General features: G+C 73.1%; 10 protein-coding genes. 8 read left to right on the forward strand and 2 right to left on the reverse strand.

Annotated features, from left to right (window positions below):
• Positions 1-11: 11 nt before the first annotated feature.
• From ACWDBE_RS21225 to drmB, 4 genes are read left to right on the forward strand one after another with little or no spacing between them, the layout of a single operon-like run.
• Entirely contained in the window at positions 12-4,778 is a 4,767-nt protein-coding gene (locus ACWDBE_RS21225; protein ID WP_449808773.1) for a DEAD/DEAH box helicase, read from the forward strand.
• Entirely contained in the window at positions 4,775-6,691 is a 1,917-nt protein-coding gene (locus tag ACWDBE_RS21230; protein ID WP_449808774.1) for a UvrD-helicase domain-containing protein, read from the forward strand. The genes ACWDBE_RS21225 and ACWDBE_RS21230 overlap by 4 nt, the downstream gene beginning before the upstream one ends.
• Positions 6,688-9,945, forward strand: coding sequence for a helicase-related protein (locus ACWDBE_RS21235; protein WP_449808775.1), 3,258 nt, complete (start codon positions 6,688-6,690; stop codon positions 9,943-9,945). The genes ACWDBE_RS21230 and ACWDBE_RS21235 overlap by 4 nt, the downstream gene beginning before the upstream one ends.
• A complete protein-coding gene (gene drmB, locus ACWDBE_RS21240; protein ID WP_449808776.1) occupies positions 9,942-11,798 on the forward strand; it encodes a DrmB family protein in 1,857 nt (618 codons plus the stop codon). The genes ACWDBE_RS21235 and drmB overlap by 4 nt, the downstream gene beginning before the upstream one ends.
• Positions 11,799-11,878: 80 nt before the next feature.
• Here drmB and ACWDBE_RS21245 read toward each other — a convergent pair whose 3' ends face one another.
• Both ACWDBE_RS21245 and ACWDBE_RS21250 read right to left on the reverse strand, forming a co-directional pair.
• Entirely contained in the window at positions 11,879-12,901 is a 1,023-nt protein-coding gene (locus tag ACWDBE_RS21245; protein ID WP_449808791.1) for a DNA cytosine methyltransferase, read from the reverse strand.
• Positions 12,902-13,030: 129 nt separating this feature from the next.
• Positions 13,031-14,014: a LuxR C-terminal-related transcriptional regulator gene (locus ACWDBE_RS21250; protein WP_449788666.1), complete on the reverse strand. Its 984-nt coding sequence runs from the start codon at positions 14,012-14,014 to the stop codon at positions 13,031-13,033.
• 338 nt (positions 14,015-14,352) lie between these two features.
• On the opposite strand from ACWDBE_RS21250, the gene ACWDBE_RS21255 reads away from it, so the two are divergent.
• The 4 genes from ACWDBE_RS21255 to ACWDBE_RS21270 all read left to right on the forward strand — a co-directional run bounded on the left by ACWDBE_RS21255 (position 14,353) and on the right by ACWDBE_RS21270 (position 26,544).
• Positions 14,353-15,666, forward strand: a complete 1,314-nt coding sequence (locus ACWDBE_RS21255; RefSeq protein ID WP_449788667.1) for an IS256 family transposase — start codon at positions 14,353-14,355, stop codon at positions 15,664-15,666.
• A 180-nt stretch (positions 15,667-15,846) separates the two neighbouring features.
• The gene (locus ACWDBE_RS21260; RefSeq protein ID WP_449788668.1) at positions 15,847-16,005 is read left to right on the forward strand and encodes a hypothetical protein; all 159 of its coding nucleotides are present in this window, start codon (positions 15,847-15,849) and stop codon (positions 16,003-16,005) included.
• Between the two features lie 76 nt (positions 16,006-16,081).
• Positions 16,082-16,294, forward strand: coding sequence for an MbtH family protein (locus ACWDBE_RS21265; protein ID WP_392872619.1), 213 nt, complete (start codon positions 16,082-16,084; stop codon positions 16,292-16,294).
• A gap of 620 nt (positions 16,295-16,914) precedes the next feature.
• Positions 16,915-26,544, forward strand: coding sequence for an amino acid adenylation domain-containing protein (locus ACWDBE_RS21270; RefSeq protein WP_449808777.1), 9,630 nt, complete (start codon positions 16,915-16,917; stop codon positions 26,542-26,544).
• Positions 26,545-26,594 lie beyond the last annotated feature (50 nt).

Here is a 26,594-nt window from a genome sequence, read left to right on the forward strand (position 1 = left end):
TGGAACCATCCGTGGCCGATCCGCAGTCCCCCGTGATCCGCACCGTCGTCGAGCAGTCCCTCCGCGTCCTGGAGACCTATGCCGTCGACCCGGGCCTGATCCCCGAACACGCCAACGGCGAACGCCGCATCACCCAGGGCGGATACGGCGACCGGCAGCTCTTCGAGCTCGTCCAGAACGCGGCCGACGAGCTGCGCGACGAGCCCGGCGGCCGGATCCACGTCGTCCTCACCGGCACCCACCTGTACTGCGCGAACCAGGGCAACCCCGTGACGCCCGAGGGCGCGGAGACCATCCTGCGCATGAGCATGTCCCGCAAGCGCGGTGGACAGATCGGCCGTTTCGGCGTGGGGGTGAAGTCGGTCCTGGTGGTGACCGACGCACCCGAATTCTTCAGCCGCGAGGGCAGTTTCGGCTTCGACCGTGCCTGGTCGTACGAGTCGATCCGGAACGTCCCCGGGGTGCGCGAGCGGCTCGGCGAGGAGTTCGAGGCGCCCGTGCTGCGCATGGCCCGCGAGCTGGACATGGCGGCCGAGCGCCTCAAGGACCAGGTGCTGGACGAACTGCTGGAGTGGGCCACCACGGTGGTCCGCCTCCCGCTGCTGCCCGGCGCCGCCGAACGGCTGGGCAAGGACATGCACGGCCACCAGGGCGCGGCCAGTCACGACACCCGCGAGGAGTTCCCCTCCGGTTTCCACCTGTTCTCCCCGCACGTGGGGCCGGTGGTCCTGGAGGACCGCCGGCCCCACCCGATCGCGCGGCGGACCCTTCACTCCGAGCAGGCCGGCAACCTGCACACGATCCGGGAGGAGCGGGTCGGCAAGCCTCAAGTGACCTCGCAGTGGCGGGTCTTCACCCGTACCCACGAGCCCACCGAGGTCGCCCGGCGTGACGCCGGCGAGCTGCACGACCGCCTGTCCATCGACGTGGCCTGGGCCGTCCCGGCCTACCGCGAGGACGAGCGGACCGGCCTGCTCAGCGCCGCCGACGCCCGGGGGCGCGGCCGCTTCTGGTCTTTCTTCCCCACCAAGTACGAGATGACCCTCAGCGGCATCCTGAACGGGGCTTGGAAGACCAACGAGGACCGGCAGAACCTCCTGGACTCCTCGCCGTTCAACGTCGAGATGATCCGGATCGCCGCCCGCCTGGTGGTCGACTCGCTGCCCGACCTCGCGCCGGCGGAGGACCCCGGCGCGTACCTCCCGCTGCTGCCCGGCCGTTCCAAGGGCGTGGAGACAATCAGTTGGGCCGACCGTCTGCTCACCGAGCAGATCTGGGCCGCCACCGCGGTGCGTCCGTCGCTGCCCGACCAGGACGGCGTCCTGCGCACGCCCGGTGACCTCCACGTCCACCCCGAACTGGGGAAGGACAGCACCGCGGTCAACCGCTGGTTGAGGGACTGGCATGCCTACCCCGGGCGCCCCCGCGACTGGGTGCACCCCTCGGTCGAGGCCACCGACCTGAGAACCGGCAAGGTCCAGCACATCCTGGCCGCGGCCGGCCGGCGACGGGCGTCCGTCGTCGAGTGGCTGGAGGCACTGGTCTCCGACGGTACGGCGGAGGCCTCGGCGGCCGCCATCCGAATCGTCGCCGACATGATCCGTTCGGAGGCCGGCTGCGCCGCCGAGGCCCGCAAGGCCCGGATCGTCCTCACCGAGGAGAACGGCTTGGTCGCCCCCCTGGGCAGTGTGGTGTACCGCCGCACCGAGGAGGACGGTCTGCGGGAGTCACTGGTCTACGTGGACCGCGCACTGTCCGACGACCCGTCGCTGCACTCCGCGCTCACCGCCCTCGGCATCCAGGAAGCCGACCTCCGGGGGCGCTTCATGAGCGTCCTGGATCAGGGCTTCGGCTCGTACGGCCCGCAGGAGTGGACCCGGTTCTGGGAACTCTTCCACCGGGCGGGTGCCTCCGTGGTGGGCCACGAGGTGACCAAGCGGGTGTCGGCGCCGTTGGAGACCCTGATGGTACGAACGGCGAGCGGCCGCTTCCACCCCATGCGCAACTGCATGATTCCCGGGGTCGTCGTCACCGCGGAGAGCGACCCGGAGATCGCCGTGGACATGCACTTCCACTCCGACGACGAGGGGTTCTTCCGCGAATTGGGCCTCCCGAAGGGCCCGACCTCCAGGAACGACCCCACGGGGGAGCCCTGGTTCGACGAGTACCGGGAAGCCGTGCACGCGGCATACTGCAGCACTCTCGACGACCGGGCGAGCCGACCGAGCCTGGCCAGGACCAGGATCGACGGCTCTCCGATCGGGGGACCGCTGCACCTGCTGCCCTGGCTCTCCGAAGAAGCCCGCGCGGCCTTCCTCCGGACACTGCCCGAGGATGCGCTGCTCGCGAACTGGACCTTGCAGATCGGGGCACAGGCCAACACACGCCAGTCGGTGTGGTCCCCGATCCGTTGGATGCTCAACCGGCACGGCGTGGTCGAGACCTCGCAGGGCCTCAAGCCCCTCAAGGAGACCGTGGGTCCCCAGCTCGACGCCTACCGTGACGTGCTCCCGGTCGCGTCGATCAGCGCCGAGAAGGCCCGCAAGCTGGGGCTCGCCGACAGTGTCGAGAAGGTCCGTCCGAAGCAGTGGGAGCAGCTCCTGGAGAAGCTCCAGGAAAGCGAGGACGACGCCTTCGTCGGTTCCACCTACGCCCTCCTGACCCGCCTGGAGATCCCCTTCCCCGAGGACTCGCTGACTCGTTGCCGGATCGGCGACAGCTGGGACACCCGGGCGGACGGGGAGATCGCCGTCGCGGCGAACCCGGCGGAGTACCGCTCCTTGCAGGCCGAGCGGGTGCCCGCGCTGCTGGCGCCGGACCAGGAGTCCGCCGACCTCATGGTCGAGCAGTGGGGCATGCTTCGCCACGACGACGTGGTGAGCCGGGAGACCCGGCACGAGGCAAGTGTGGAACCGGTCCCCCTGGTCGAGGAGTTCCCGACGCTGCGCCAGAAGATGGGCAGCGCGGTCGCCCCCTATTCCCTGCTGCGCTGCTCCACCCTGGAGGAGGTCGTCCGTACCCCGCACGGTGCGCGGGCGAAGTCTCTGGACAGCGCCCGCCAGGGCAATGTGATCAAGGTCGTGGACTCGCTGGACCGGCTCGGCGTGCTCCGGGCCGTGGACCGCGAGTTGGGTCTGCGGATGGGAGAGGCCGCTTGCCGGGCGGTCCTGGAGGCCCAGGCCCGCCAGGAACAGGACGAGAAGACGCGGTCCGCGATGAAGGCGATTCGCGAGGCCTCGGACGTGACGGCCAAGCTGGAGCTGCTGATCGGCGCGGAGGCCCTGCGCGACCGGCTCCCCGCCGGTCTCATGGACGCCGAGCGTCAGGAGTCGGACGGACAGGAGCCCACCGGACGCCGGATCGCGCAGATGGCGTTCAACGCACACGGCGACACGGTGCTCAAGACCCACGCCCGGGACATCCTGGAGCGTTTCCCGAACGCCCCGGCGTCCTACACCGGCAATTCGGCCGCGGTCTCCTTCGTCGCCGACCTCGGCCTGCCGGCGCCCTTCGCCGGCTACCGGGCACCTTCCCTCGAACAGAGCCTGACCGTGGAAGGGCCCCGGGACTTCCCCCGTCTGCACGAGTACCAGGAGAGGTTGGCCCTCAACATCTTCGAGATGTTGGACCGACTCGCCCCGCAGCGCGCCATGCTCTCGCTGCCCACCGGAGCCGGCAAGACCCGGGTCACCGCCGAGGCCGTCATCCGCTGGGTCAAGCAGACCGGCGCGCTCCGGGGCCCGATCCTGTGGATCGCCCAGACCGAGGAGCTCTGCGAACAGGCCGTACAGAGCTGGCAGTTCGTCTGGAGCAAGGCCGGTGCACAGGAACGGCTGACGATCAACCGGCTGTGGACCTCGAACGAGGCGGCCCCGGTCGTCGACGGGCCGCAGCTGGTGGTGGCCACCGACGCCAAGCTGCGGGTGTGCCTGGACACCGACCGGTACGCCTGGCTGCGGGAGGCCGCACTGGTCGTGGTCGACGAGGCGCACGTGGCGACCAGCCCGAGCTACACCGAGATCCTGAGCCGGCTCGGTCTGACCCAGTACCAGACGGACCGGCATCTGCTCGGGCTCACCGCGACCCCGTTCCGCGGCCACAACGAGGAGGAGACCCGCCGACTGGTCAACCGGTTCGGCTCGCGCCGGTTGGACGAGGGGGTCTTCCCCTCCGACGACGCCTACGGGTACCTCCAGGAGATCGGTGTACTGGCGCGGGTCGAACACCGGGAGTTGACCGGCGGCACCATCGAGCTGTCCCGCCAGGAGCGGGAGAGCGCCGAGCAGTTCAGCCTGCTGTCCAAGGCCGCCGAGCAGCGGCTGGCCGACGATCACGACCGCAGCCGCCGCATCGTCGAGCAGATCACGGCGATGGACGAGGACTGGCCGGTGCTGGTGTTCGCCACCTCGGTGGAACACGCCAAGCTCCTGGCGGCCATGCTGATGGACCAGAAGATCTCCGCGTCCTCGGTGGACGCCACCACCTCCGACGCCGACCGACGAACGCGGATCGGGGACTTCCGCGACGGACGGATCCGGGTGATCACCAACTACGGTGTCCTCACCCAGGGTTTCGACGCCCCCGCCACCCGCGCGGTGGTCGTCGCCCGGCCCGTCTACAGCCCGAACGTGTACCAGCAGATGATCGGGCGCGGTCTGCGTGGCCCCCGCAACGGAGGCAAGGACACCTGCCTCATCCTCAACGTCCGCGACAACATCCGGAACTTCGACACCGCTCTCGCCTTCACGCAGTTCGAGTACCTGTGGAGCAACCGATGACCACCCGCTCCGAGGACGGCCCCCTCCTCACGGCCGAACAGCAGGCCGTCGTGGACCGGCCGTGGGACACCCGGCTCCTGGTCACCGCGGGGGCGGGGACGGGCAAGACCCACACCCTGGTGCGCCGGATGGACGCACTCATCGGCCACATCGACCCGGACGAGGCGCTGGAGGCCTCCGAGCTGTTGGTCCTCAGCTTCTCCCGCGCCGCCGTCCGGGAGTTGCGGGACCGGATCGCCCGACATGGCGAGCACGCGCGACGGGTGCGGGTGCAGACCTTCGACTCCTGGGCCTACTCCCTGCTGCTCCAGGCATATCCGGACGGGGCGTGGTCGGAACTCTCCTTCGACGAGCGGATCCGGGCAGCCACCGACGCGATCGAGAAGGGCGCGCTGGAGTCACTGGAAGCAGGCCCGCCCACACACGTGATCATCGACGAGGTGCAGGACCTGGTGGGCGCGCGCCGGGAGATGGTGGAGTCGCTGCTCGACCGCCTCCAGGGCTCCTGCGGGTTCACCCTGGTCGGCGACTCGGCCCAGGCGATCTACGACTTCCAGATCGAGGACCCGGAGGAATTCGCCGATCGTGCCGACCTCTTCCTCCGCTGGGTGCGGATCTCCTTCGCCGACGACCTGGAGGAACTGCGGCTGACCCGGAACTTCCGGGCCGTCACCCCCGAGGCACGGACCGCGCTCCCGCTCGGCCCCGCCGTCCAGGCCATCGGCAGCGCCCCCGAGGGCGCGGACGCTGCCGCCGAACGCCTGCACGGGGAGCTGCGCGAGCTGCTGCTCGACCTTCCCGACCTGGGCTCGTTCACCGACTCCTTCACGCTGGACTCGCTGCGGTCCTTCCCCGGTACCTGCGCGATCCTGTGCCGCGACAACCGGCAGGCGTTGGTCGTCTCCGAACTGCTGCACACCCAGGGGGTCCCGCACGCCCTGCGCCGCCCGCTCCGGGACCGGCCCGTGCCGTACTGGGTCGCCGAGGTGCTGCGCCGGACCGCGGCCGTCACCCTCACCGAGGAGCGGCTGCGCGAGCTGCTCACCACGATCCCGCTGCCCGAGGGCACCGACCTCGACCGAGTGTGGCGGTCCCTGCGGCCCGCGGCGCGCGGCGCAGGCCGGGGCACCCTCGACGTGGTGCGGCTGCGCCGCCTGGTGGCGGAGCGCCGCTTCCCGGACGAGCTGGCCGATCCGGAACCGGCCCGGCTCGTGGTGTCCACGGTGCACCGCTCCAAGGGCCTGGAGTTCGACCGGGTGGTGCTGCTCAATCCGCCGACCGTGGCCGAGCTTCGTCGTCGTGTCGAGGGGCCTGACCTGCCCGCCGAGGCCCGCGCACTCTACGTGGCGATGACCCGGGCACGGGAGGACCTGTACCGGGTCGCCGCGCCCGACACGGTGACGGTGCTCAGGCACAAGCCGACCGGACGGCTGTACCGGGGAGTCCCGAACCAGCGCCTGCAGTGGCGGCGCGACGGCGTCGAGGTGCGGGCCGGGGACGTGGACGCCCTGGAACCGGCCGACGCCCAGGTCGACGCCCCCGGTGCCCAGGCGTACCTGCTGGAGCGGGTGAGGCCGGGGGACGCGGTGACGTTCAGGCTGCGCGACGCCCTCCCCATGGGCCCCACGCAGAGTCCCCGGTACGCACTGCTCCATGAGGGACGGGAGATCGGCGACGCCTCCGAGGCCTTCCGGAGCCAGCTTTACTCCGTCCTGAAGGTCGGCACGAAGTGGGAGATCCGCTGGCCCCAGGAGATCTGCGGTCTGCGGATCGACTGCCTGGAGTCGGTGGCGGGCAGCCCGGCTGCCGGGACCAACGCGGGCCTCGGCGACCACGGTGTGTGGATCGCCCCTCGCATCAGTGGAATCGGACGGTTCCGGCACACCGCCGGAACCGAGGAGGAGCAGGAATGACCATCCACGCAGGACGGCACGCCGGGCACTACCGGGTCCGTGAGGACCTGGTGTCCCGCCTCCGCCGGGAGCTGCTGGGCCCCGACACCGGCGACACCGCCGAGGACCGGGCCGAGGTTCTCGACCAGGACGCCCCGATCACCCGTTACCCCATCGGCGTGCTCTATCCCCGCCCGGCGGACGCCGCGGCGACCCGCCGGCTCGAGGAGGACGACGAGGAGCAGAACGGGCTCGACGAGGAGCCCCTGCCCAGGTCCGCCGGTCTCGACGAGTCCGGCCCGAACGTCGGCCGCCCCGACTCCGGCAGCCGACGGCCCTCCAGTGTCGGCCTGACCTTCGCGGTCGATCTGGACGTGTGCCGGGAGATCGTGGTCTCGGCCCGCGCCGCCGCGTACGAGCCGGAGGACGCCGAGGGACGCAGGATCTCGGCGCGTCGCAGTGAGGCCCGCACCACCTCCGAGCAGCGGGAACACTGGCGCCGGGTGGAGCTCGACCTTCCGGACGTCCGGATCGACCTCGACCTCCCGGGTCGTCGCGAGACGTACTACCCGATCGCCCGCCCGGTCCGGCTGGACGTACACGTCCGCCGCCCGGCGCAGGGGACCGGCACGGTCACCGTCACGGTCACCCTGGTGAACGAGCAGCGGGTCGGCGAGCGTGAGCTCCAGGACGCCTTCGCCCTGTTCCAGGCCGGGCTGACGGTCCGTGCCGTCGACGGGTCGAGCGCCTTCGTGGACCGCACGACCGCCCTGCCCGCCGTGGACTCCGAGCTGGAGAGCAGTCGGCTGCTGCACCGGCACGCCCCCACTTTCGCCACCGGCCACGGCTGCGCGGCGGTGTGGGACTGGACCCCGTCCCCGATCGGCCTCACCGACGTGGTGCCGGCCGGGGTGAGCGAGGTGCGCACCGAGTTCGTGCCCACGCACGAGGTGCTGCTCACCGACTCCAATCCGACGATCGACGCGAGCGCCCTCACCATGCTCGGTCTCGCCGAAGGCGGGGACGCCGAGGTGATCGCCGCGCTGGAGGGACTGGCCGACGGCTACGAGCGGTGGATCGAACGGAAGCAGGACGAGGCCGCCGAACTCGCCGACACCTCCTACGGGCCGACCGCCGCCGACCAGGTCCGCGCCTGCCGCGAGGCCCTGGAACGGATCCGGGGGGGCATCGCGCTGCTGCGCGACAAGCCCGACCTGATGTGGGCGTTCCGCCTGGCCAACCGGGCGATGGCGACCCAGCGGGCCCGGGCCGCCTGGGTCAAGGGGGGTCGGATCGGTGAACCCGCCCCGACCACGGCGCGCTGGCGTCCGTTCCAGATCGCCTTCGTCCTGCTGTGCCTGGCCGGAGTGGACGACCCGGAGCACACCGACCGGGGCGTGTCCGACCTGCTGTGGTTCCCCACCGGTGGTGGCAAGACCGAGGCGTATCTCGGTCTGATCGCGCTGACCACCTTCCTGCGCCGCAAGCGACTCGGACCGGCCGGCGGTGGTGTCACCGTCCTGATGCGCTACACGTTGCGCCTGCTGACCCTCCAGCAGTTCGAGCGCGCCGCGATCCTCATCTGCGCCATGGAGCGGATGCGCCTGGAAAACCCCGAGGAACTGGGCCACGAGGAGATCTCCATCGGCATGTGGGTCGGACGCTCCGCCACGCCGAACACCCTGGAGGTGGCTTCCCGGCAGCTCGCCACCGCCCGCGCCGGACGGGTGCTTCAGACGGAGAATCCCGTCCAGTTGCACGCCTGTCCGTGGTGCGGGACCGCCCTCGACGCCCACCACTACGCGGTGGACGAGGAGGCCGAGCGGATGGACGTGTGCTGCCCCGGCACGGACTGCCCGTTCTCCGGCGGGCTGCCGGTGCACCTGATCGACCAGGCGGTGTACGCGGCCCGGCCCACCCTGGTGATCGCCACCGTCGACAAGTTCGCCTCGATGCCGTGGCGTGCACAGACCGCTGCCCTCTTCAACCGCGACCGCCAGGACGCCACCCCTCCACCGGAGTTGATCGTGCAGGACGAGCTGCACCTGATCTCCGGGCCGCTGGGCACCCTGACCGGCCTGTACGAGACCGCCGTCGACGTGCTCGCGGACCGGCCCAAGGTGATCGCCTCCACCGCGACCATCCGCAGGGCCGCCGACCAGGGCAGGGCCCTGTTCTCCCGCGAGGTACGGCAGTTCCCGCCCGCCGGGCTGGACGCCCGCGATTCCTGGTTCGCCGTGGAGACCCCCGCGAGCGAGAAGGCGTCCCGCCGTTACGTGGGCCTGCTCGCCCCCGGCACCAGCCAGTCCACCCTGCTGATCCGCACCTACGCCACGCTGCTCCACCAAGCGCTGCATGCCGACGCGGACCAGAAGGTGCGCGACGCCTACTGGACCCTGGTCGGGTACTTCAACAGCCTTCGCCTGCTGTCCGCCGCCGAACTCCAGGTCCACGACGACGTCGTCTCCTACCTGGACCACCTGGCCGAGCGCGACGGGCACGAGCCGCGCTCAGTCGGCAACTACTCCGAGTTGACCAGCCGGGTGGACGCCAGCGAGATCCCGGCCCGTCTGAAGCAGATCGAGCGCAGACTGACGGACGGTGACGCGGCGGACGTGGTGGACGTGCTCCTGGCCACCAACATGATCGCGGTCGGCGTGGACGTGGACCGACTCGGGCTGATGGCCGTCATGGGTCAGCCGCAGACCACCGCCGAGTACATCCAGGCCACCAGCCGGGTCGGCCGAGCCCACCCCGGACTGGTCGCGGTGATGCTCAACTCCAACCGCTCCCGGGACCGTTCGCACTACGAGAACTTCCAGCACTTCCACTCCGCGCTCTACCGAGAGGTCGAGTCCACCTCGGTGACGCCGTTCTCGGCCCGGGCCCGCGCTCGCGGCCTGCACGCGGTGATCGTCGCGCTGGCCCGCCTCCTGATCCCGGCGGCCCGCAGGGACGAGGACGCGGGAAAGATCGACCTCTTCCACGACCGACTGCGGGAACGGATCCGCCCGCTGATCCTCGACCGGGTCGCGAAGGTCTCCCCTGAGGAGGTCGCCCACGTCGCCGCGGCCTTCGACGAGTTCGTCCAGTGGTGGTACGACGAGGCCGAAGCGAACGACGGCCTGTGCTACGAACCGAAGCGCGGGCGTTCCAGCCCCTCGCTGCTCAAGCCCTACGACGACGCCCTGGAGGACGTCGAGGCGTGGGAGACCCTGTGGTCCCTGCGCGACGTCGACGCCGAGTCCGCTCTGTTCATGGAGGCATCCCGATGACCCCGCCGCCGTCCCGCCGCCGGCGCACCGCCGGCTCCGCCGCTCCGGCCCACAACCTGCCCCGCCGCGGCGCGGTCCGTCGGGCCCAGGCCATCACCACCTACGGCGTCGGATCGCTGGTCGCCGTGGAGCAGGAGTCCTTCATCGTCTCGGGCATCGACGGCGCGGCGGAGCAATGGCCGCGCGACGAGGCCCCGGTGATCCGCGAACCCCGCCTCGCCCGGGTGCTGGGAGTGACGCACTTCCGTCTGCCGCCCGCCTCGGGTGACGACAGCCGCGACGGCATCCGGGTGCGCCGTTTCCCGCTCTGGCACCACTGCGCCGAGTGCCACGCGCTGGACCACGTGCGGAAGTTCAACTCTCCGCCCGGACGCAACGAGTGCGGCGAGTGCGGCGAACCGCTGGTCCCCTCCCGCTTCGTGGTCGCCTGCGAGGACGGACACATCGCCGACTTCCCGTACTGGAAGTGGCTGCACCGGGGCCGGCGCGGCGAGAGCGGGTTCTGCGGTGGCCGGATGAGCCTGACGTCCTCCGGACGCACCGCCTCGCTCCGTTCGGTCGTGATCTCCTGCTCCTGCGGGGTGCCGGAGGTGTCCATGGAGGGTTCCTTCCGTACCGGCACCCTCAAGGAGCTGAACATCGACTGCCCCGGCGAGCGCCCCTGGCTGAAGGGTGCCGATCGGGTTCCGTGTTCCCGGACACCGCGGACCCTCCAGCGCGGTTCCTCTTCCGTCTGGCAGCCGGTGCTGCGCTCGGCCCTGTCCATCCCGCCGTGGAGCGACACTCGGGTACACGCCTTGGACGAGCACTGGGAGGATCTCCGCAAGTGTTCCGACCTCGCCCAGATCGAGATCCACCTGAAGTACATCTTCAAGGGGTCCGCATCCCCGGTGAGCCCCCAGCAGGTCCTGGACCTGATCTCGGCGATGGAGGCCGAGGACCCCTCCGCCGAGGACACCGTCGATCGCGACCAGGAGCAGCGTTACCGGGCGCTGCGCGACCTGGAGTACCAGCGTCTGTGCGTCGGCAATCCGGAGGAATCCGACCGACACACCGAGCAGTTCGTCTGCGAGCCCCCGGTCGGTGACGAGAAGCCCCTGACCGAGCTGGGCCTGGTCACCCCGATGCTGGTGAAGAAGCTGCGCGAGGTCCGCGCACTGAAGTCCTTCACCCGGGTCATCGATCCCGAGACCTCCTCCGACGGCCACGAGGCAGAGTTGTCACTCGCTCCGACCGACTGGCTGCCCGCCATGGAGGTCCACGGCGAGGGGGTGTTCCTTCGGTTCGACGAGGAGCGCGTGGACGCCTGGGCCGAACTGCCCGATGTCGCCGACCGCGTGGCACGCATCCACGACCGCCACCAGCAGGTCCTCGCCGAGCGGGCCTCCGACCCGACCCGGGTCCCGCCTTCCCCCGCCACCCCGCGCATGGCCCTGTTGCACACCTTCGCACACGTGATGATCAACGAGTGGAGCCTGGACTCCGGCTACCCGGCCGCCTCGCTGCGCGAGCGGATCTACTCCGGTGACGACATGGCCGGAGTGTTGATCTACACGGCCACCAGCGACTCGGCCGGCAGCCTCGGCGGCTTGGTCGCCCAGGGCGAGATCGACCGTCTCGCCCAGGCCGTGCGCTCGGCCGTCCGGCGCGCGGAGTGGTGCTCCGCCGACCCGCTCTGCGTCGAGACCGAGATCTCCGGCACGGGGGGCACCAACCTGGCCGCCTGCCACGCCTGCGTGATGCTCCCGGAGACCAGCTGCGAGCACAACAACGGCCTGCTCGACCGGGCCTTGCTCGTCGGCACCCCCGAGGACCCGTCGATCGGCTTCTTCTCACACCTGCTCACCCGTTGAGCGCCGACCGGTGATGTCTGGGCGGGACGGCACACCCGATGCCGTCCCGCCCCGGCATCATGTTCGCCGCGCGGCTCGGTTCACCGCCGGTCCCGTGGTGCCGGTGCGGGGTGACCCAACGCGGCCCGGATCGCGAGCCCGAGGGCCCTGGCCACCGGAGGCGGCGACGCGTGGCCCACCTGCCGGTAGCGGTGTGTCTTGCCACCGGCGAACGCCCAGTCCTCGGGGAATCCCTGAAGCCGTGCTGCCTGCTCGACCGTCAGCGTCACCATGTCCGTGCCGTCCGGCGACGGGTCCCAGCGGTCGTCGGGGCCGGGGACCTCATTGCCGACAGTGCCACCGTTGACCCGCATGCGGGCCCAGGAGCGCTTCGTCCCGGTCGGCCCCAGGTCCGGCCCGCCACGCTTCCAGGAACCTCCGACCAGGGTCGGGGCGACCTCGTCGGCCTGCGCTGCCCAGGCGGCGGCGTGCGGCCACCCGCGAGCCGCCATCGAGGCGCCCAACGCCTCCCCCACCGTCAGCGGCGGCTCGGTGTCACGCGCCGGGGGCACGAAGTCACGTATGGAGCCCTCTTTCAGCGCCACCAGGATCCCCTGCTTGCGGTCCTGGGGCACACCGTGCCACTTGGCGTTGACGACGAACCACTCGTACTCGTACCCGAGGTGGTCGAGCTCGGCCTCGACCTCCGAGCGGATGGACTCGTACGCGGGCTTGGAGGCCAACTCGGAGAGATTCTCGATGAGCAGGGCACGCGGCTGCACACCGTGCATCAGCATCACCGTCGCTTCGAGCAGCTCGAGTTCCTCTGCGCTGTCCTCGCGCCTCACCGCGGCGTTCGCCTTCACCCGTGGCAGACCGGCGGCCAGCAGGTCCACGTCGTAGCACTCCTGGTGTTCCTCGGGAACGAAGTCGAGGAGGTCGGCCTCGAGGACGTGCCAATCCGGGCGGTTCAGCCGCAGGGTCTCGCAGGCCACCGGACGGTTGTCGAGGAGCAGCACGGGGTCGAAGCCCGCCTGTTCGAGACCGAGCGCGAGGCCACCCGCCCCGGCGCACACGGCGAGGCAGGTCAGACGGTCGGGACGGGACTCTTCCATGATCACCATTTGTGTTCGTCGGAATTCTCGGCAACGGCCGGGGCTGAGCACCGGTGTGACGGCTCCCACTCGGCGAAAGCCGATCGTCAGGGTCCGTACGGTGCGTGCCCGAGCCGACCCGGGCCGGCTGCCCCCTCGTCAGAGTTCGTCGAGGGGCTCGTCGAGGACGCCCTGGCGGGCGATGATGTAGCCGAGGTGGCCGCGGCTGCGGCTGCCGAGGAGTTCGCTGGCCTTCTGGATGTGGCTGGAGACGGTGCGGGTGCTCATGCCGAGGCGGGAGGCGATGGCCTCGTCGGTGTAGCCGTTGACCATCAGGCGCAGGACGTTCTGGCGGGTGCGGGCGGTCAGCAGCCGGGGGCGGTGGTGGCCCTGCTGGTAGGTGACGGGCTCGGCGCGCTCCCACATCAGCTCGAAGATCTTGAGCAGGTACTCGACGAGCGGCGGGAGTTCGATGAGCATGGCGGCGGCCTCGCGGTCGGCGCCGGCCGGGATGAAGGCGGTGGTGCGGTCGCAGATGATCACCCGGTCGAAAACCTCGTTCAGGGTCCGCACCTGGGCGCCCTGGGCGGTGACCTGCTCGATGTAGGCCAGCGTCGGGCCGTGCGAGCGCACGGTGTGCTGGTAGAGGGTGCGCTGGCGCACGCCCCGGCCGGCCAGGGCGAGGTCGCGCGGGAGCGCGTCGGCGAGCTGCTCGGTCCTGCGGCCGCCGCCCGGCTGGGCGGTGAGCAGTTCCTCGGAGCAGGCGGCGACGGCCTTCTCCAGCGCGGGGTTGATCTCCTCGCCCGCCAGCAGCCGGATCGGCAGCTTGGCCCGTCGCATGACGTCGCGGTAGGCGTGCTCGGCGGCGTGGAAGGAGGTGTGCAGCGCGGCGAGCCGTTCCTGGTGCTCCAGTACGGCGAGTTCGAGCGGCCGCGCCAACCCGGTGACGGCGATGTCGGGCGGGACGGGGGCCAGCCGGTCACCGGAGCCGGGCAGCGGGCGCAGCAGCCCCATGGCGAGCAGGCATTCGGGGGCTTCGCCGGTCGCCTCCCCCTCGGCCAGCGCCGTGCGGTAGAACTCGATGCCCCGGTCGCAGAGCTGGGGTGTTCCCCTTTCCGCGCAGTTGTCCTGGGTTGGGCACATCTGGGCATCCTTCCGGCTTCGGCATTGCGGTTTCACGAATGCCCGTACCGGCTACCGCCAGGCATCAGAACCGGCAAGATGGAGGTGACTGCCGTTCGGACGCCGCCCCCCGGGCTCCGACAGCCGTGAGTGTACGCCCAATGGGCGCGGAAATCATCGGCTGACAGTAGTCGGGTGAGCACGCAGGAGGGGGAGCCGACGGTGGCGGTCACGATCACGGCCGCGCCCGGCAGCGGTGACCCGGGGGATTGCCGGCGCAGCGCACCTGGCGCCCCGGCGGGGTGCCCGGAGCGGGCGGTCGGCGCGTGGAACGGCCTACAGACGGAAGGCACCCCCAGTTGCGAGCTGATTCCGACCCAGCGACACCGCCCGCCGCCCTCGCCGGCCTGGTGGACCAGCGCCTGGTACGACAGTTCGCGGAGGCCGCCGCCGCGCAGGTCGGCTCCGGCGCGGTCCGGCTGCTGGGCGACGGCGGGATCCTCCAGGCCTTCGCCAAGCAGCTGATCGAGGGTGCTCTGGAGCTCGAACTCCAGGAGCACCTGCGCGGCTCCGGCTCGGACCCCGGCTCCGGGTCGGGCTCCGGCTCCGGGCCCGGTCCCGGCACCAACGGCCGCAACGGCGCCCGGGCCAGACGGCTGCTCACCGAGATCGGCCCGGTCGAGGTGCGGGTGCCCCGGGATCGCGAGGGCAGCTTCACCCCCAAGGCCGTCCTCCCCCGGGCCCGGCGGCTGCCCGGGCTCGACCGGCTGGTGATCTCGTTGACCGCGCGGGGCCTCAGTTCGGGCGAGCTGGTGGCGCACCTGGCCGAGGTGTACGGGGTGGAGTTGAGCAGGGAGACCGTCTCGGCCATCACCGACCAGGTGCTCGACGAGCTCGCCGAGCGGCGCGGGCGGCGGCTCGACCCGGTCTACCCGGTGGTCTTCGTCGACTCGGTGCGCAGCGGCCGCTCGGGCGGGCCGCTGGTGCACCTGGCGCTCGGGGTCTCCGTCGAGGGCCGGCGCGAGGTGCTGGGCCTGTGGCCGGCCGCGGACGGGGAGCAGTGGCCGCAGGTGCTGGCCGGGCTCGCCGAGCGCGGAGTGCGAGAGGTCTGGGTGCTGGTCGGCGGCACCGGTGCGGCGCTGGCCGAGGCGGCGGCCGAACAGTGGCCGAGCACCGTGGTGCACGGCTCGGTGGCCCACCTGCTGCACGCGGCGCTGCGGCACGCGCCCGGCGAGGACTGGGCGGCGCTGTCGCGGGCGCTGCGCGGGACCTGTACGGCGGCGACCGAGGCGGCCGCGCTGGAGCGGCTGGCCGAGGCCGAGCGGCAGTGGGGGCCGAGCCACCGCGAGGTGTTCCGGGTGTGGCGCTCGGGCTGGCCGCTGCTGGCGCCCGGTTTCCGCTTCGGCCCGCAGGCGCGGCGGCTGCTGACGGGCGGAGGCGCGCTGGAGCGGCTGCACGCCCGGCTGCGCCGGATCGAGCAGTCCGCGGGCCGGGTGCAGGACGAACGGGCCGCGCTCAAGCGCGCCTACCTGGCGACGCTCGCCCTGGAGTCGCCGGCCGGGGCGGGGCGGCCGGGGGTCGAGGACTGGCCCGCCGTCCGCGGGGAGCTGCGCCGGGGCTCGCTGCGGCGCGCCGGGGTGCCCGTCTCCGCACGGCTCCCACCACTGATCTGACAGAGCCAGGCGGGGGTTGGATCATGTCTGTCTGTTTTTGACACGATCTGCCCGGGCTTCCGGTTCCCGCATTGCGTGTTCACGATCACAAAGAGAGCTTCCAAGCACGTTTGGGCCTTCGGCAGGATGCGTTCCAGAGCGAAGAGGGCAGACCGCCCTCCTCAGGAAGAGGAATTCGCGATGCCAAGCCTTGCCGTCCGCGTCCACAAGATGCCCGGGATGCGCACCGTTCGACCGGTCGCCGTGGTGGGCCTGCGACTCCACGACCGGCCGCGCCTGTCCGTGGTTTCCCTCACCGCCCACGACTCCCTCTGCGGGGACTCCGGCTGGGGTCCGTGAGCCTCGGCTCCGTCGACCACCCGATCCTCACCTTCTCGCACTGCTTCGAACAGACCTGATCAGAGAGGAACCGACGATGGCGAACCCGTTCGAGGACCCCGAGGCCAGCTACCTCGTCCTGGTCAACGACGAGGGCCAGCACTCGCTCTGGCCGGCCTTCAGCCCGGTGCCCGCCGGCTGGCAGCAGGTGTTCGGTGCCGCCGGACGGCAGGACTGCCTCGACTACGTCGAGCAGAACTGGCAGGACCTGCGGCCGAAGAGCCTGATCGCGCAGCTGTCCGAGCACTGACCTCGGCCACCGCCCACCGACCGTCGGAGGGCTGAACACCCGGCTTCCGTACGGGGATCCCCGCCGAGCGGCCGCTCACCCGGCCACACCGCCTCTGCGCCGACCGCGGAGAAGAAACGCGGAGCAGCCCGTCGCTCACCCGGCGGAGCACCGCGCCCGAGCCGCCGCTCACCCGGCCGCTCCCCGGCCCTTCCCCCGGCCGCCGGCACCACCCGCAGCACGGATCGCACCGCACCACTGCGGCACGGACCGCACCGCACCGCACCGCCGCGAGCCTTGGCACCACCGCGAGCCGCCTCATCCTCGCGAGCCACCGCAGCACCCCACCCCCGCCGTACGGCCCCGGCATGCCGTCGGCGCGGTCCCGTGTCCGACATCTACGCGCGTGTATCGAACAGCGCCGGCGCGCCGGCATCCTCCGCTCCGTCACACCGCGCCGCACGGCCGCACCACCACACCGCGCCACACCGCGCCACACGGCCGTCACCCGAAGCACACCCCCAGCACCGCAAGACGACCGCAACATCGCTTCCGCCGACCGCCGGGCTGACCGCCCCGAGGTCAACCCAGCTCGCCGCTCCCGCCACCGCGGGGGCCAGCCGCACGAGGGAGAGAGTCACATGTCCGGGGTCCAGCAGACGCACAGATCCGAGCAGCGGCCGGAATCGGCCGAGGTCCTGTGCCGCGCCCGTCCCGACGCCCGTCCGACCCTCACCGAGCTGGTCGACGCCCAGGTCGCCCGCACCCCCGACGCCCCCGCGCTGTACGCCGAGGGCACCACCCTCACGTACGCCGAGCTGGACGCCCGCGCCAACCGGCTGGCCCGGGTGCTGGCCGCCCGCGGCCTGGGCGCAGAGGACGTCGTCGCGCTGGCCCTGCCGAAGTCCCCCGAGGCGATCGCCGCGATCCTCGCCGTCGCCAAGACCGGCGCCGCCTGGCTGCCCGCCGACCCGGCCTACCCGGCCGAGCGGCTGCGCCACATGCTGACCGACTCCCGCGCCGCCCTGGTGCTCACCACCGCCGAGGCCGCCGGGCAGCTGCCCGGGACCGGCGCCCCGCTCCTGCTGCTCGACTCCCCCGAGCACCGGGCCGAACTCGACGCCCAGCCGGACGCCCCGTTCACCGCCGCCGAGCGGGTGCGTCCGCTGAGCGCGCTGAACACCGCGTACGTCATCTACACCTCCGGCTCCACCGGCGTGCCCAAGGGCGTGGCCGTCACCCACACCGGGCTGCCCAGCATGATCGGCACCCAGGTCGCCGCCACCGGGGTCGGCCCCGGCAGCCGGGTGCTCCAGGCCTCCTCGCTCAGCTTCGACGTCTCCGTCTCCGACCTGTCCGTGGCGCTCACCACCGGCGCCGCGCTCGTCCTGCCGCGCGAGCAGAGCCAGTTGGTCGGCGAGCCGCTGGCCGCCCTGATCGACCGGTTCGGCGTCACCCACGCCGACATCGCCACCGCGATGATCTCCACCCTGCCCGACCTGCCGATGCCCTCGCTGCGCACCCTGATCGGCGGCGGCGAGGCCGTCTCCCGCGAGCTGGCCGCCCGCTGCGGCCGCGGCCGGTTGATGCTCAACAGCTACGGGCCGACCGAGGCCACCGTCATCGTCTCCATGAGCGAGCCGCTCACCGGCGAGGAGCAGCCGCCGATCGGCCGGCCCTGCCAGGACGTGCGCGTCCACGTGCTGGACGAGCGGCTGCGCCGGGTCGAGCCGGGCACCGTGGGCGAGCTGTACCTGGCCGGCCCGCACCTGGCCCGCGGCTACCTCAACCGCCCCGGTCTGACCGCCGAGCGCTTCGTGGCCGACCCGTACGGCGAGCCCGGGAGCCGGATGTACCGCACCGGCGACCTCGGCAGCTACCGCCCGGACGGCCAGCTGGACTTCCTCGGCCGGGCCGACGACCAGGTGAAGATCCGCGGCTTCCGGGTGGAGCTCGGCGAGATCGAGCAGACCCTCTCCGCCCACCCCGAGGTGCGCCAGGCCGTGGTGCTGGTCCGTGAGGACCGCCCCGGCGAGCGCCGCCTGGTCGGCTACACCGTCGGCGCCGCCGACCCGGCCGAGCTGCGGGCGTACTGCGCCGAGCGGCTGCCCGACCACATGGTGCCCACCGTCGTGGTGCTCGACCGGCTGCCGCTGACGCCCAACGGCAAGGTGGACAAGCGCGCCCTGCCCGCGCCGGTGTTCGGCGCCGGCGAGGAGGACGGCCGCGCCCCCGTCGGGGAGCTGGAGCACACCCTGGTCCGGCTGTTCGGCGAGGTGCTGGGCCTGCCCCGGGTGGGCGTCACGGAGTCCTTCTTCGAACTCGGCGGGGACTCCATCGTCGCCATCCAGCTGGTCTCCCGGGCGCGGCACGCGGGCCTCCAGCTCACCCCGCGCGAGGTGTTCCTCGCCCCCACCGTCGAGGCGCTGGCGCTGATCGCCCGTCCGCTGGAGGGCCCGGTCGTCGTCGAACCCGCCGGGGCCGGCCTCGGCGAGGTGCCGCCGACGCCCATCGTGCACTGGCTGGCCGCGCAGCACGGCGCGGTCGAGAGCTTCTACCAGTCGACCCTGCTCACCCTGCCCGCCGGCACCACCCGGGAGCACCTGGCCGCCGCCGTCCAGGCCCTGCTCGACCACCACGACCTGTTCCGCGCCCGCACCTCCCCGCTCGCCGAGCGCCCCTGGACGCTGCACGTGCCGGAGCCCGGCGCCGTCGCCGCGGCCGACGTGCTGAGCCTGGTCGAGGGCCCGGCCACCGCCGAGGCGCTGCGCGCCGCGACCGAGGCCGCCCGCGAGCGGCTGTCGCCCGAGGACGGCCGGATGGTGCGGGCCGTGCGCTTCGACGCCGGCCCGGAGCTGCCCTCGCAGCTGCTGCTGGTGATCCACCACCTGGTGGTGGACGGCGTCACCTGGCGCATCGTCGAGGAGGACCTGCTGGGCGCGCTCGACGCGCTCCGCGAGGGCCGGGCCGTTGAGCTCGCGCCGGTGCCCACCTCCTTCCGCCGCTGGGCCCAGCGCCTCACCGCCGAGGCCAACACCGACCGCCGCTCCGCCGAACTCCCGCTCTGGCAGGCCGCGTTGGCCACCCCGGACCCGCTGCTCGGCGACCGCCCGCTGGACCCGGCGCGGGACACCTACGCCACCGAGGGCCTGCTGCGGCTGGTGCTGCCCGCCGAGACCACCCAGGCGCTGCTCACCAAGGTCACCGCCGCCTACCACGCCCAGGTCAACGACGTGCTGCTGACGGCGCTGGCGCTGGCCCTCGGCCACTGGCGCGGCCGGGAGACCACCGGGCCCGACGGCGCGGTGCTGGTCACCGTGGAGGGACACGGCCGCGAGGAGATCGTGGAGGGCGTCGACCTCCACCGCACCGCCGGCTGGTTCACCTCCGTCTACCCCGTCCGGCTCGCCCCCGGGGCTCTGGAGTGGTCCGAGGTCATCGCGGCCGGCCCCGCGCTCGGCCGGGCCCTCGGCCGGGTGAAGGAGCAGCTGCGGGCCGTCCCGGACAACGGCATCGGCTTCGGCCTGCTGCGCCACCTCAACCCGGAGACCGCCGCCGTCCTCGCCGACCGCGCCGACCCGCAGATCGAGTTCAACTACCTGGGCCGCTTCGCGCCCGAGGGCGTCACCGCCGAGGACGTGCTGGCCGGCACCGAGGCGATGTCCGAGGGCGCCGCGACGGGCCTCGCGCTCGGCCGGGTGCTCGGCCTGGACGCCACCACCGTGGACACCCCGCAGGGCCCGCTGCTGGTCGCCCAGTGGTCGTACGCCTCCGGGCTGCTCTCCGAGGAGCGGGTGCGCGCCTTCGCCGAGGCCTGGTTCGCCGCGCTGGGCGCGCTCGCCGAGCACGCCGAGCGGCCGGACGCGGGCGGGCACACCCCCTCCGACTTCCCGCTGGTCGAGCTGACCCAGGACGAGGTGGACGCGCTCGCCGCCCACCACGCCCCGGCCCGCCTGGTGGACGTCTGGCCCACCTCGCCGCTCCAGCAGGGCATGGCCTTCCACTCGGCGTACGACGCCGAGGGCGCGGACGTCTACACCTCGGTGGTGACCTTCGACCTGACCGGCCCGGTGGACGCCGACCGGCTGCGCGCCGCCGCCGAGGCGCTGCTGGTCCGCCAGCCGAACCTCAGGGCCGCGTTCCACCAGCGGCACGACGGCCCGCCGGTGCAGGTCGTCCCGGACGGCGTCGAACTGCCCTTCACCGTCGTCGACCTGAGCGGGCACGCCGACCCGGAGGCGGAGGCCGCCCGGGTCGCCGCCGCCGAGTACGGCCGCCGCTTCGACCTCGACCGCCCACCGCTGCTGCGCTACACCCTGCTCAGGCTCGCCCCCGGGCGCCACCAGCTGATCGCCTCCGCGCACCACATCCTGCTGGACGGCTGGTCCACCCCGCTGTTCGCCGAGGAGCTGTGGGGCCTGTACTTCGAGCAGCCGATGGCCCCGGCCGCCCCGTACCGCGAGTACCTGCGCTGGATCACCCGGCGCGACGGCGTGGCCGCCCGCGCCGCCTGGGCCCAGGCGCTGGCGGGCGCCGACGAGCCCACCCTGCTCGCGCCCGGCCGCTCGGCCGCCACCCCGCAGCTGCCGCTGCGCCTGCACACCGGGCTCACCCCGGAGCGCACCGAGGCCCTCGCCCGTACCGCCCGCCGCTACGGCGTCACCCTCAACACCCTGGTCCAGGCGGCCTGGGGCGTGCTGCTGGCCCGGCTCACCGGCCGCGAGGACGTGCTGTTCGGCACCACCGTCTCCGGCCGCCCGCACGACCTGCCGGGCGTGGAGCGGATGATGGGCCTGCTCATCAACACCGTGCCGGTGCGGGTGCGGCTGGACCAGGCGGAGAGCTGGGGCCAGCTGCTGCTGCGCCTGCAGCACGAGCAGTCCGCACTGCTGGACCACCAGCACCTCAGCCTCACCGAGATCCAGCAACTCGCCGGAATGGGAAGCCTGTTCGACACCGTCACGGTGTACGGGAACTACCCGGACCCGTCCGCCCTGGACGGCGCCGACCCGAGCGGCGCGACCGGCGTCACCCTCGTCGAGGACGTCGACAGCGCCCACTACCCGCTGGTGCTGGCCCTCACCCCCGGCGACGGCCTCCAGCTGCGCCTGGACCACCAGCCAGACGCCTTCACCGCCGACGAGGCCCGCGCCCTGCTGGACCGCTTCCTCGCCCTGCTCGACCGGATCGTCGCCGACCCGGCCGAACTCGTCGGCACCGTCGAGGTGTTGACGGCAGCCGAGCGCGCCGAGCTGGTCACCGAGTGGAGCGGCACCGGCACCCCGCTGCCGGAGGGCTCGCTGCCCGAGCTGTTCGAGGCGCGGGCCGCCGCCGCCCCGGACGCGATCGCGCTCACCGCCGACGACGCCGAGCTGACCTACGCCCAGCTCAACGCCCGGGCCAACGGCCTGGCGCTGCGGCTGGTCGAGGCCGGGGTCGTCCGGGAGACGCCGGTCGCGCTGATGATCGACCGCTCGGCCGCCCAGGTGGTGGCGATCCTGGCGGTGCTCAAGGCCGGCGGCCTCTACGTGCCGCTGGACGACGCCCAGCCGACGGAGCGGCTGCGGACCGTCCTCGCGGACGCCGGGGCCGAGCTGGTGCTGGCCGACGACGCGCACCGCGAGCACCCCGCGCTGGCCGGCCTCACGGTGCTCGACCCGCACGCCGAGGAGCACCCGGAGAACCTCGGACTTCCGCAGCGCGCCGACCAGTTGGTGTACGTGATGCACACCTCGGGCTCGACCGGCGTACCCAAGGGCATCGCCATCACCCACCGCGGCGTGGTGGACCTCGCCCTCGGCGGGCAGTTCACCGGCGGCGGCCACGAGCGGCTGCCGGTGCACGCGCCCTCCGCCTTCGACGCCTCCACCTACGAGATCTGGACCCCGCTGCTCTCCGGCGGCCAGCTGGTGATCGCCCCGGCCGGCCGGCTCGGCATCGCCGAGCTGGCGGCGGTGATCGGCCACGAGCGGACCACCTCCGCCTGGATCAGCGTCGGCCTGTTCAACGTGCTGGCCGCCGAGGCCCCGGAGACCTTCGCCGGGCTGCACGAGGTGTGGACGGGCGGGGACATCGCCTCGCCGGTCGCCATGCGGCGGGTCCTGGACAACTGCCCCGGACTGCGGCTGGTCAACGTCTACGGGCCCACCGAGACGACCACCTTCGCGACGCACTTCCCGATGACCTCGGCCGCCGAGGTGCCCGCCGTCGTGCCGATCGGCCGGCCGCTGCCCAACAACCGGCTGTACGTGCTGGACGCCGGGCTGCGCCCGGTGCCGGTCGGGGTGGCCGGCGAGCTGTACATCGGCGGCAACGGCCTGGCCCGCGGCTACGTCCGTCGCCCCGGCCTGACCTCCGAGCGCTTCGTGGCCTGCCCGTTCGGCGAGCCCGGCGGCCGGATGTACCGCACCGGCGACGTGGTCCGCTGGACCCCTTCGGGTGACTTGGAGTTCGTCGGTCGAGCGGACGACCAGGTCAAGCTGCGCGGCTTCCGGATCGAACTCGGCGAGGTCGAGGCGGCGTTCACCGCCCACCCGGCGGTCGGCCAGGTCTGCGTGGCGGTCCGCCAGGACCAGCCGGGCGACAAGCGCCTGGTCGCGTACGTCACCGGCGAGGTGCGGGCCGAGGAGCTGCGCGACTTCGTCACCGACCGGCTGCCCGGCTACATGCTGCCGGCCGCGATCGTCGTCCTCGACGAGCTGCCGGTGAACCCCAACGGCAAGGTGGACCGCAAGGCCCTGCCCGCGCCCGACTACAACGGCGCCGACGGCGGACGCGAGCCTCGCAACGCCACCGAGCGGGCCCTGTGCGAGCTGTTCGCCGAGGTCCTCGGGCTCACCCGGATCAGCATCGACGACAACTTCTTCGAGCGCGGCGGGCACTCGCTGCTCGCCACCAAGCTGGTCAGCCGCGTCCGCGCCGGGCTCGGCGCCGAGCTGCCGATCCGCGTGCTCTTCGACAATCCGACGGTGGCCCTGCTGGCCGCCGCGCTGCCCGACTCCGCCGCGGCCCGCCCGGCCCTGCGGCCGGCCGGGCGGCCGGAGCGCGTGCCGCTCTCCTCCGCCCAGCAACGCCTGTGGTTCATCGAGCAGTTCGAGGGCGCGAGCGCGCTCTACAACACCCCGGTCGCGGTCCGGCTCACCGGCGCCGTCGACGCCGCCGCGCTGGAGCGGGCCGTCCGGGACGTGGTGGAGCGGCACGAGGTGATGCGCACCGTCTTCCCGACCGTCGACGGACAGCCGCACCAACTGGTCACCGGTGCGGACGGCTTGGCCCTGCAGCGGGTGCGGGTCGCCGACGAGGCGGAGCTGCGGACCGCGCTGGTCGCCGCCGGCGAGGAGGTCTTCGACCTCGCCCGCGACCTGCCGGTGCGCGCCACCCTGCTGTCGCTGCCGCACGACGAGCACGTCCTGCTGGTGCTGATGCACCACATCGCCAGCGACGGCTGGTCGGTCGAGCCGCTCTTCCGCGACCTCGCCGAGGCCTACCGGGCCCGCTGCGCCGGCGCCGAGCCGCAGTGGCGGCCGCTGCCCGTGCAGTACGCCGACTACACCCTCTGGCAGCGCGAACTGCTCGGCACCGACGAGCGGCCCAGCGCCCTGCTGAACGCCCAACTCGCCTACTGGCAGCAGGCCCTGGCCGACGCACCGGAGGAGCTGGCGCTGCCCTACGACCGGCCGCGCCCGGCCGTGCCGGGGCACCGGGGCGGCCTGGTCGAGGTCGCCGTCGACGCCGAACTGCACGGAAAGCTCGGCGAGTTGGCAGCGGCACAGAACGCCAGCCTGTTCATGGTGCTGCAGGCCGCGGTGGCCGCCCTCTACACCCGCCTCGGCGCCGGCACCGACCTGCCGCTCGGCACCCCCGTCGCCGGCCGCACCGACGAAGCGCTCGACGACCTGGTCGGCTTCTTCGTCAACACCCTGCTGCTGCGCACCGACACCTCCGGCGACCCGAGCTTCCGGGAGCTGCTGGACCGGGTCCGCCGCACCGACCTGGACGCCTACGACCACCAGGACATCCCCTTCGAGCGCCTGGTCGAGCACCTCAACCCGACCCGCACCCCCGCCCGCCACCCGCTCTTCCAGACCCTGGTGGCCCTGGAGAGCCGGGTCCCGGTGCCGGCCGCCTTCGGCGACCTGGGCTGCGCGGAGCACCCCTTCGAGCTGGACGTGGCCAAGTTCGACCTGTCCTTCCGCTTCACCGAGCAGGGCCCCCGGGCGGGCCTGACGGTGGCGGTCGAGTACGCCGTCGACCTCTTCGACCACGCCACCGTCGCCGCCCTCGGCGAGCGGCTGCTGCGGGTGCTGCGCGCCGCCGTGGACACCCCGGACGCGCCGATCGGCGGCATCGAGATCCTCGACCCGGCCGAGCGCGAGCGGCTGCTCACCGGCTGGAACGGCACCACGGCGCCCGTCCCGGACGCGACCCTTCCGGAGCTGTTCGAGGCCCAGGCCGCCGCCACCCCCGACGCGCCGGCCGTGGTCACCGCGGACGCCACCCTCAGCTACGCCGAACTGGACTCCCGCGCCGAGCACCTGGCGGCCCACCTGGCCGCCGCCGGGGTCGGCGCCGAGACGCCGGTGGTGCTGCTGATGGACCGCTCCGCCGACCTGCTGACGGCGATCCTCGCGGTGGCCAAGGCGGGCGGCGTGTACGTCCCGCTGGACGACCGGCACCCGGCCCAGCGGCTGCGGCGGATCACCGCCGAGACGGCCGCGGCGCTCGTCCTGGTCGACCCGGCGCACCGGGACCACCCGCTGGCCGCCGACGCCCCCTGCCCCGTCCTGCCGCTCACCGAGGGCTGGTTCGACGGTCCGCGCGAGCGGCTCGCCCACCGGGCCGCGCCCCACCCGGAGCAGCTCGCGTACGTGATGTTCACCTCCGGCTCCACCGGGGAGCCCAAGGGCATCGCGATCACCCACCGGGACGTGGTGCAGCTCGCCACCGACCCCTGCTGGCGGCACGACGAGGGCCTGCGGGTGCTGTTCCACGCGCCGCACGCCTTCGACGCCTCGACCTACGAGATCTGGGTGCCGCTGCTGTCCGGCGGCCGGGTGGTCGTCGCGCCGCAGGGCGACCTGGACGCGGCCGCCATCCGCGACCTGGTCAGGGTCCACGCGCTCACCCACGTGCACGTCACCGCCGGCCTGTTCCGGGTCATCGCGGAGGAGGACCCGGCCATCTTCGCCGGTGTGCGCGAGGTGCTGACCGGCGGCGACGTGGTCTCCGCCCCGGCCGTGCGCCGGGTGCTGGAGGCCGTCCCCGGCATCGCGGTGCGGGCGCTCTACGGACCGACCGAGACCACCCTGTGCGCCACCCAGTACCCGATGCCGGACGCCACGGCGGTACCGGGCACGGTGCCGATCGGGCGCCCGCTGGCCAACACCCGGCTGTACGTGCTGGACGCCGGGCTTCGCCCGGTGCCGGCCGGGGTGGCGGGCGAGCTGTACATCGCCGGGGCCGGCCTGGCCCGCGGCTACGTCGGCCGCCCGGCGCTCAGCGCCGAACGCTTCGTCGCCTGCCCGTTCGACGAGGCGGGCGGCCGGATGTACCGCACCGGTGACCTCGCCCGCTGGACGGCATGGGGGTCCCCCCGGCCGGTGGGGGCACCTCCCAGCCGCCAGGCTGGGGGCGCCGGGGGAGGCGTCCTGGAGTTCCTCGGCCGGGCCGACGACCAGGTGAAGATCCGCGGCTTCCGGATCGAACTCGGCGAGGTCGAGGCCGCGTTCACCGCCCACGAGAACGTCGGCCAGGCGCTCGCGGTGGTCCGCGAGGACCAGCCGGGCGACAAGCGCCTGGTGGTGTACGCCACCGGCAAGGCCACCGACGGCGAGCTGCGCGCCTTCGTCGCGGACCGCCTCGCCGGCTACATGCTCCCGGCCGCCGTCGTCGTCCTGGACAGCCTGCCGGTCACCGCCAACGGCAAGGTCGACCGCCGGGCCCTGCCCGCGCCCGAGTACGCCGGGGCGGCCGAGGGCCGCGCCCCGCGCACCGAGCGCGAGCGGGCACTCTGCGCCCTGTTCGCCGAGGTGCTGGGCGTGCCGACGGTCAGCATCGACGACCGCTTCTTCGACCTCGGCGGCCACTCCCTGCTCGCCACCCGGCTGGTCAGCCGCATCCGCGCCACCCTCGGTGCGGAGCTGCCGATCCGCACCCTGTTCGACGCGCCCACGGTCGCCGCCCTCGCCGCCGTCCTGCCCGGCGGCGAGCAGGCGCCCGCACCGAAGAAGGCCCGCCCGGCCCTGCGGCCGATGCGCCGCCCGCAGGCCTGACCGGCGGCGGGACGCGGGCCGCCCACCGGCGGCGGCCCGCCCCGCCCCTC

This window comes from Kitasatospora sp. NPDC001132 (assembly GCF_053598415.1).

Bases quoted from the DNA above. Each gene is read 5' to 3' on its own strand.
- ACWDBE_RS21230 (WP_449808774.1), top strand. From the start codon at position 4,775: ATGACCACCCGCTCCGAGGACGGCCCCCTCCTCACGGCCGAACAGCAG.
- ACWDBE_RS21235 (WP_449808775.1), top strand. From the start codon at position 6,688: ATGACCATCCACGCAGGACGGCACGCCGGGCACTACCGGGTCCGTGAG.
- drmB (WP_449808776.1), top strand. From the start codon at position 9,942: ATGACCCCGCCGCCGTCCCGCCGCCGGCGCACCGCCGGCTCCGCCGCT.
- ACWDBE_RS21245 (WP_449808791.1), bottom strand. From the start codon at position 12,901: ATGGTGATCATGGAAGAGTCCCGTCCCGACCGTCTGACCTGCCTCGCC.
- ACWDBE_RS21250 (WP_449788666.1), bottom strand. From the start codon at position 14,014: ATGTGCCCAACCCAGGACAACTGCGCGGAAAGGGGAACACCCCAGCTC.
- ACWDBE_RS21260 (WP_449788668.1), top strand. From the start codon at position 15,847: ATGCCAAGCCTTGCCGTCCGCGTCCACAAGATGCCCGGGATGCGCACC.
- ACWDBE_RS21265 (WP_392872619.1), top strand. From the start codon at position 16,082: ATGGCGAACCCGTTCGAGGACCCCGAGGCCAGCTACCTCGTCCTGGTC.
- ACWDBE_RS21270 (WP_449808777.1), top strand. From the start codon at position 16,915: ATGTCCGGGGTCCAGCAGACGCACAGATCCGAGCAGCGGCCGGAATCG.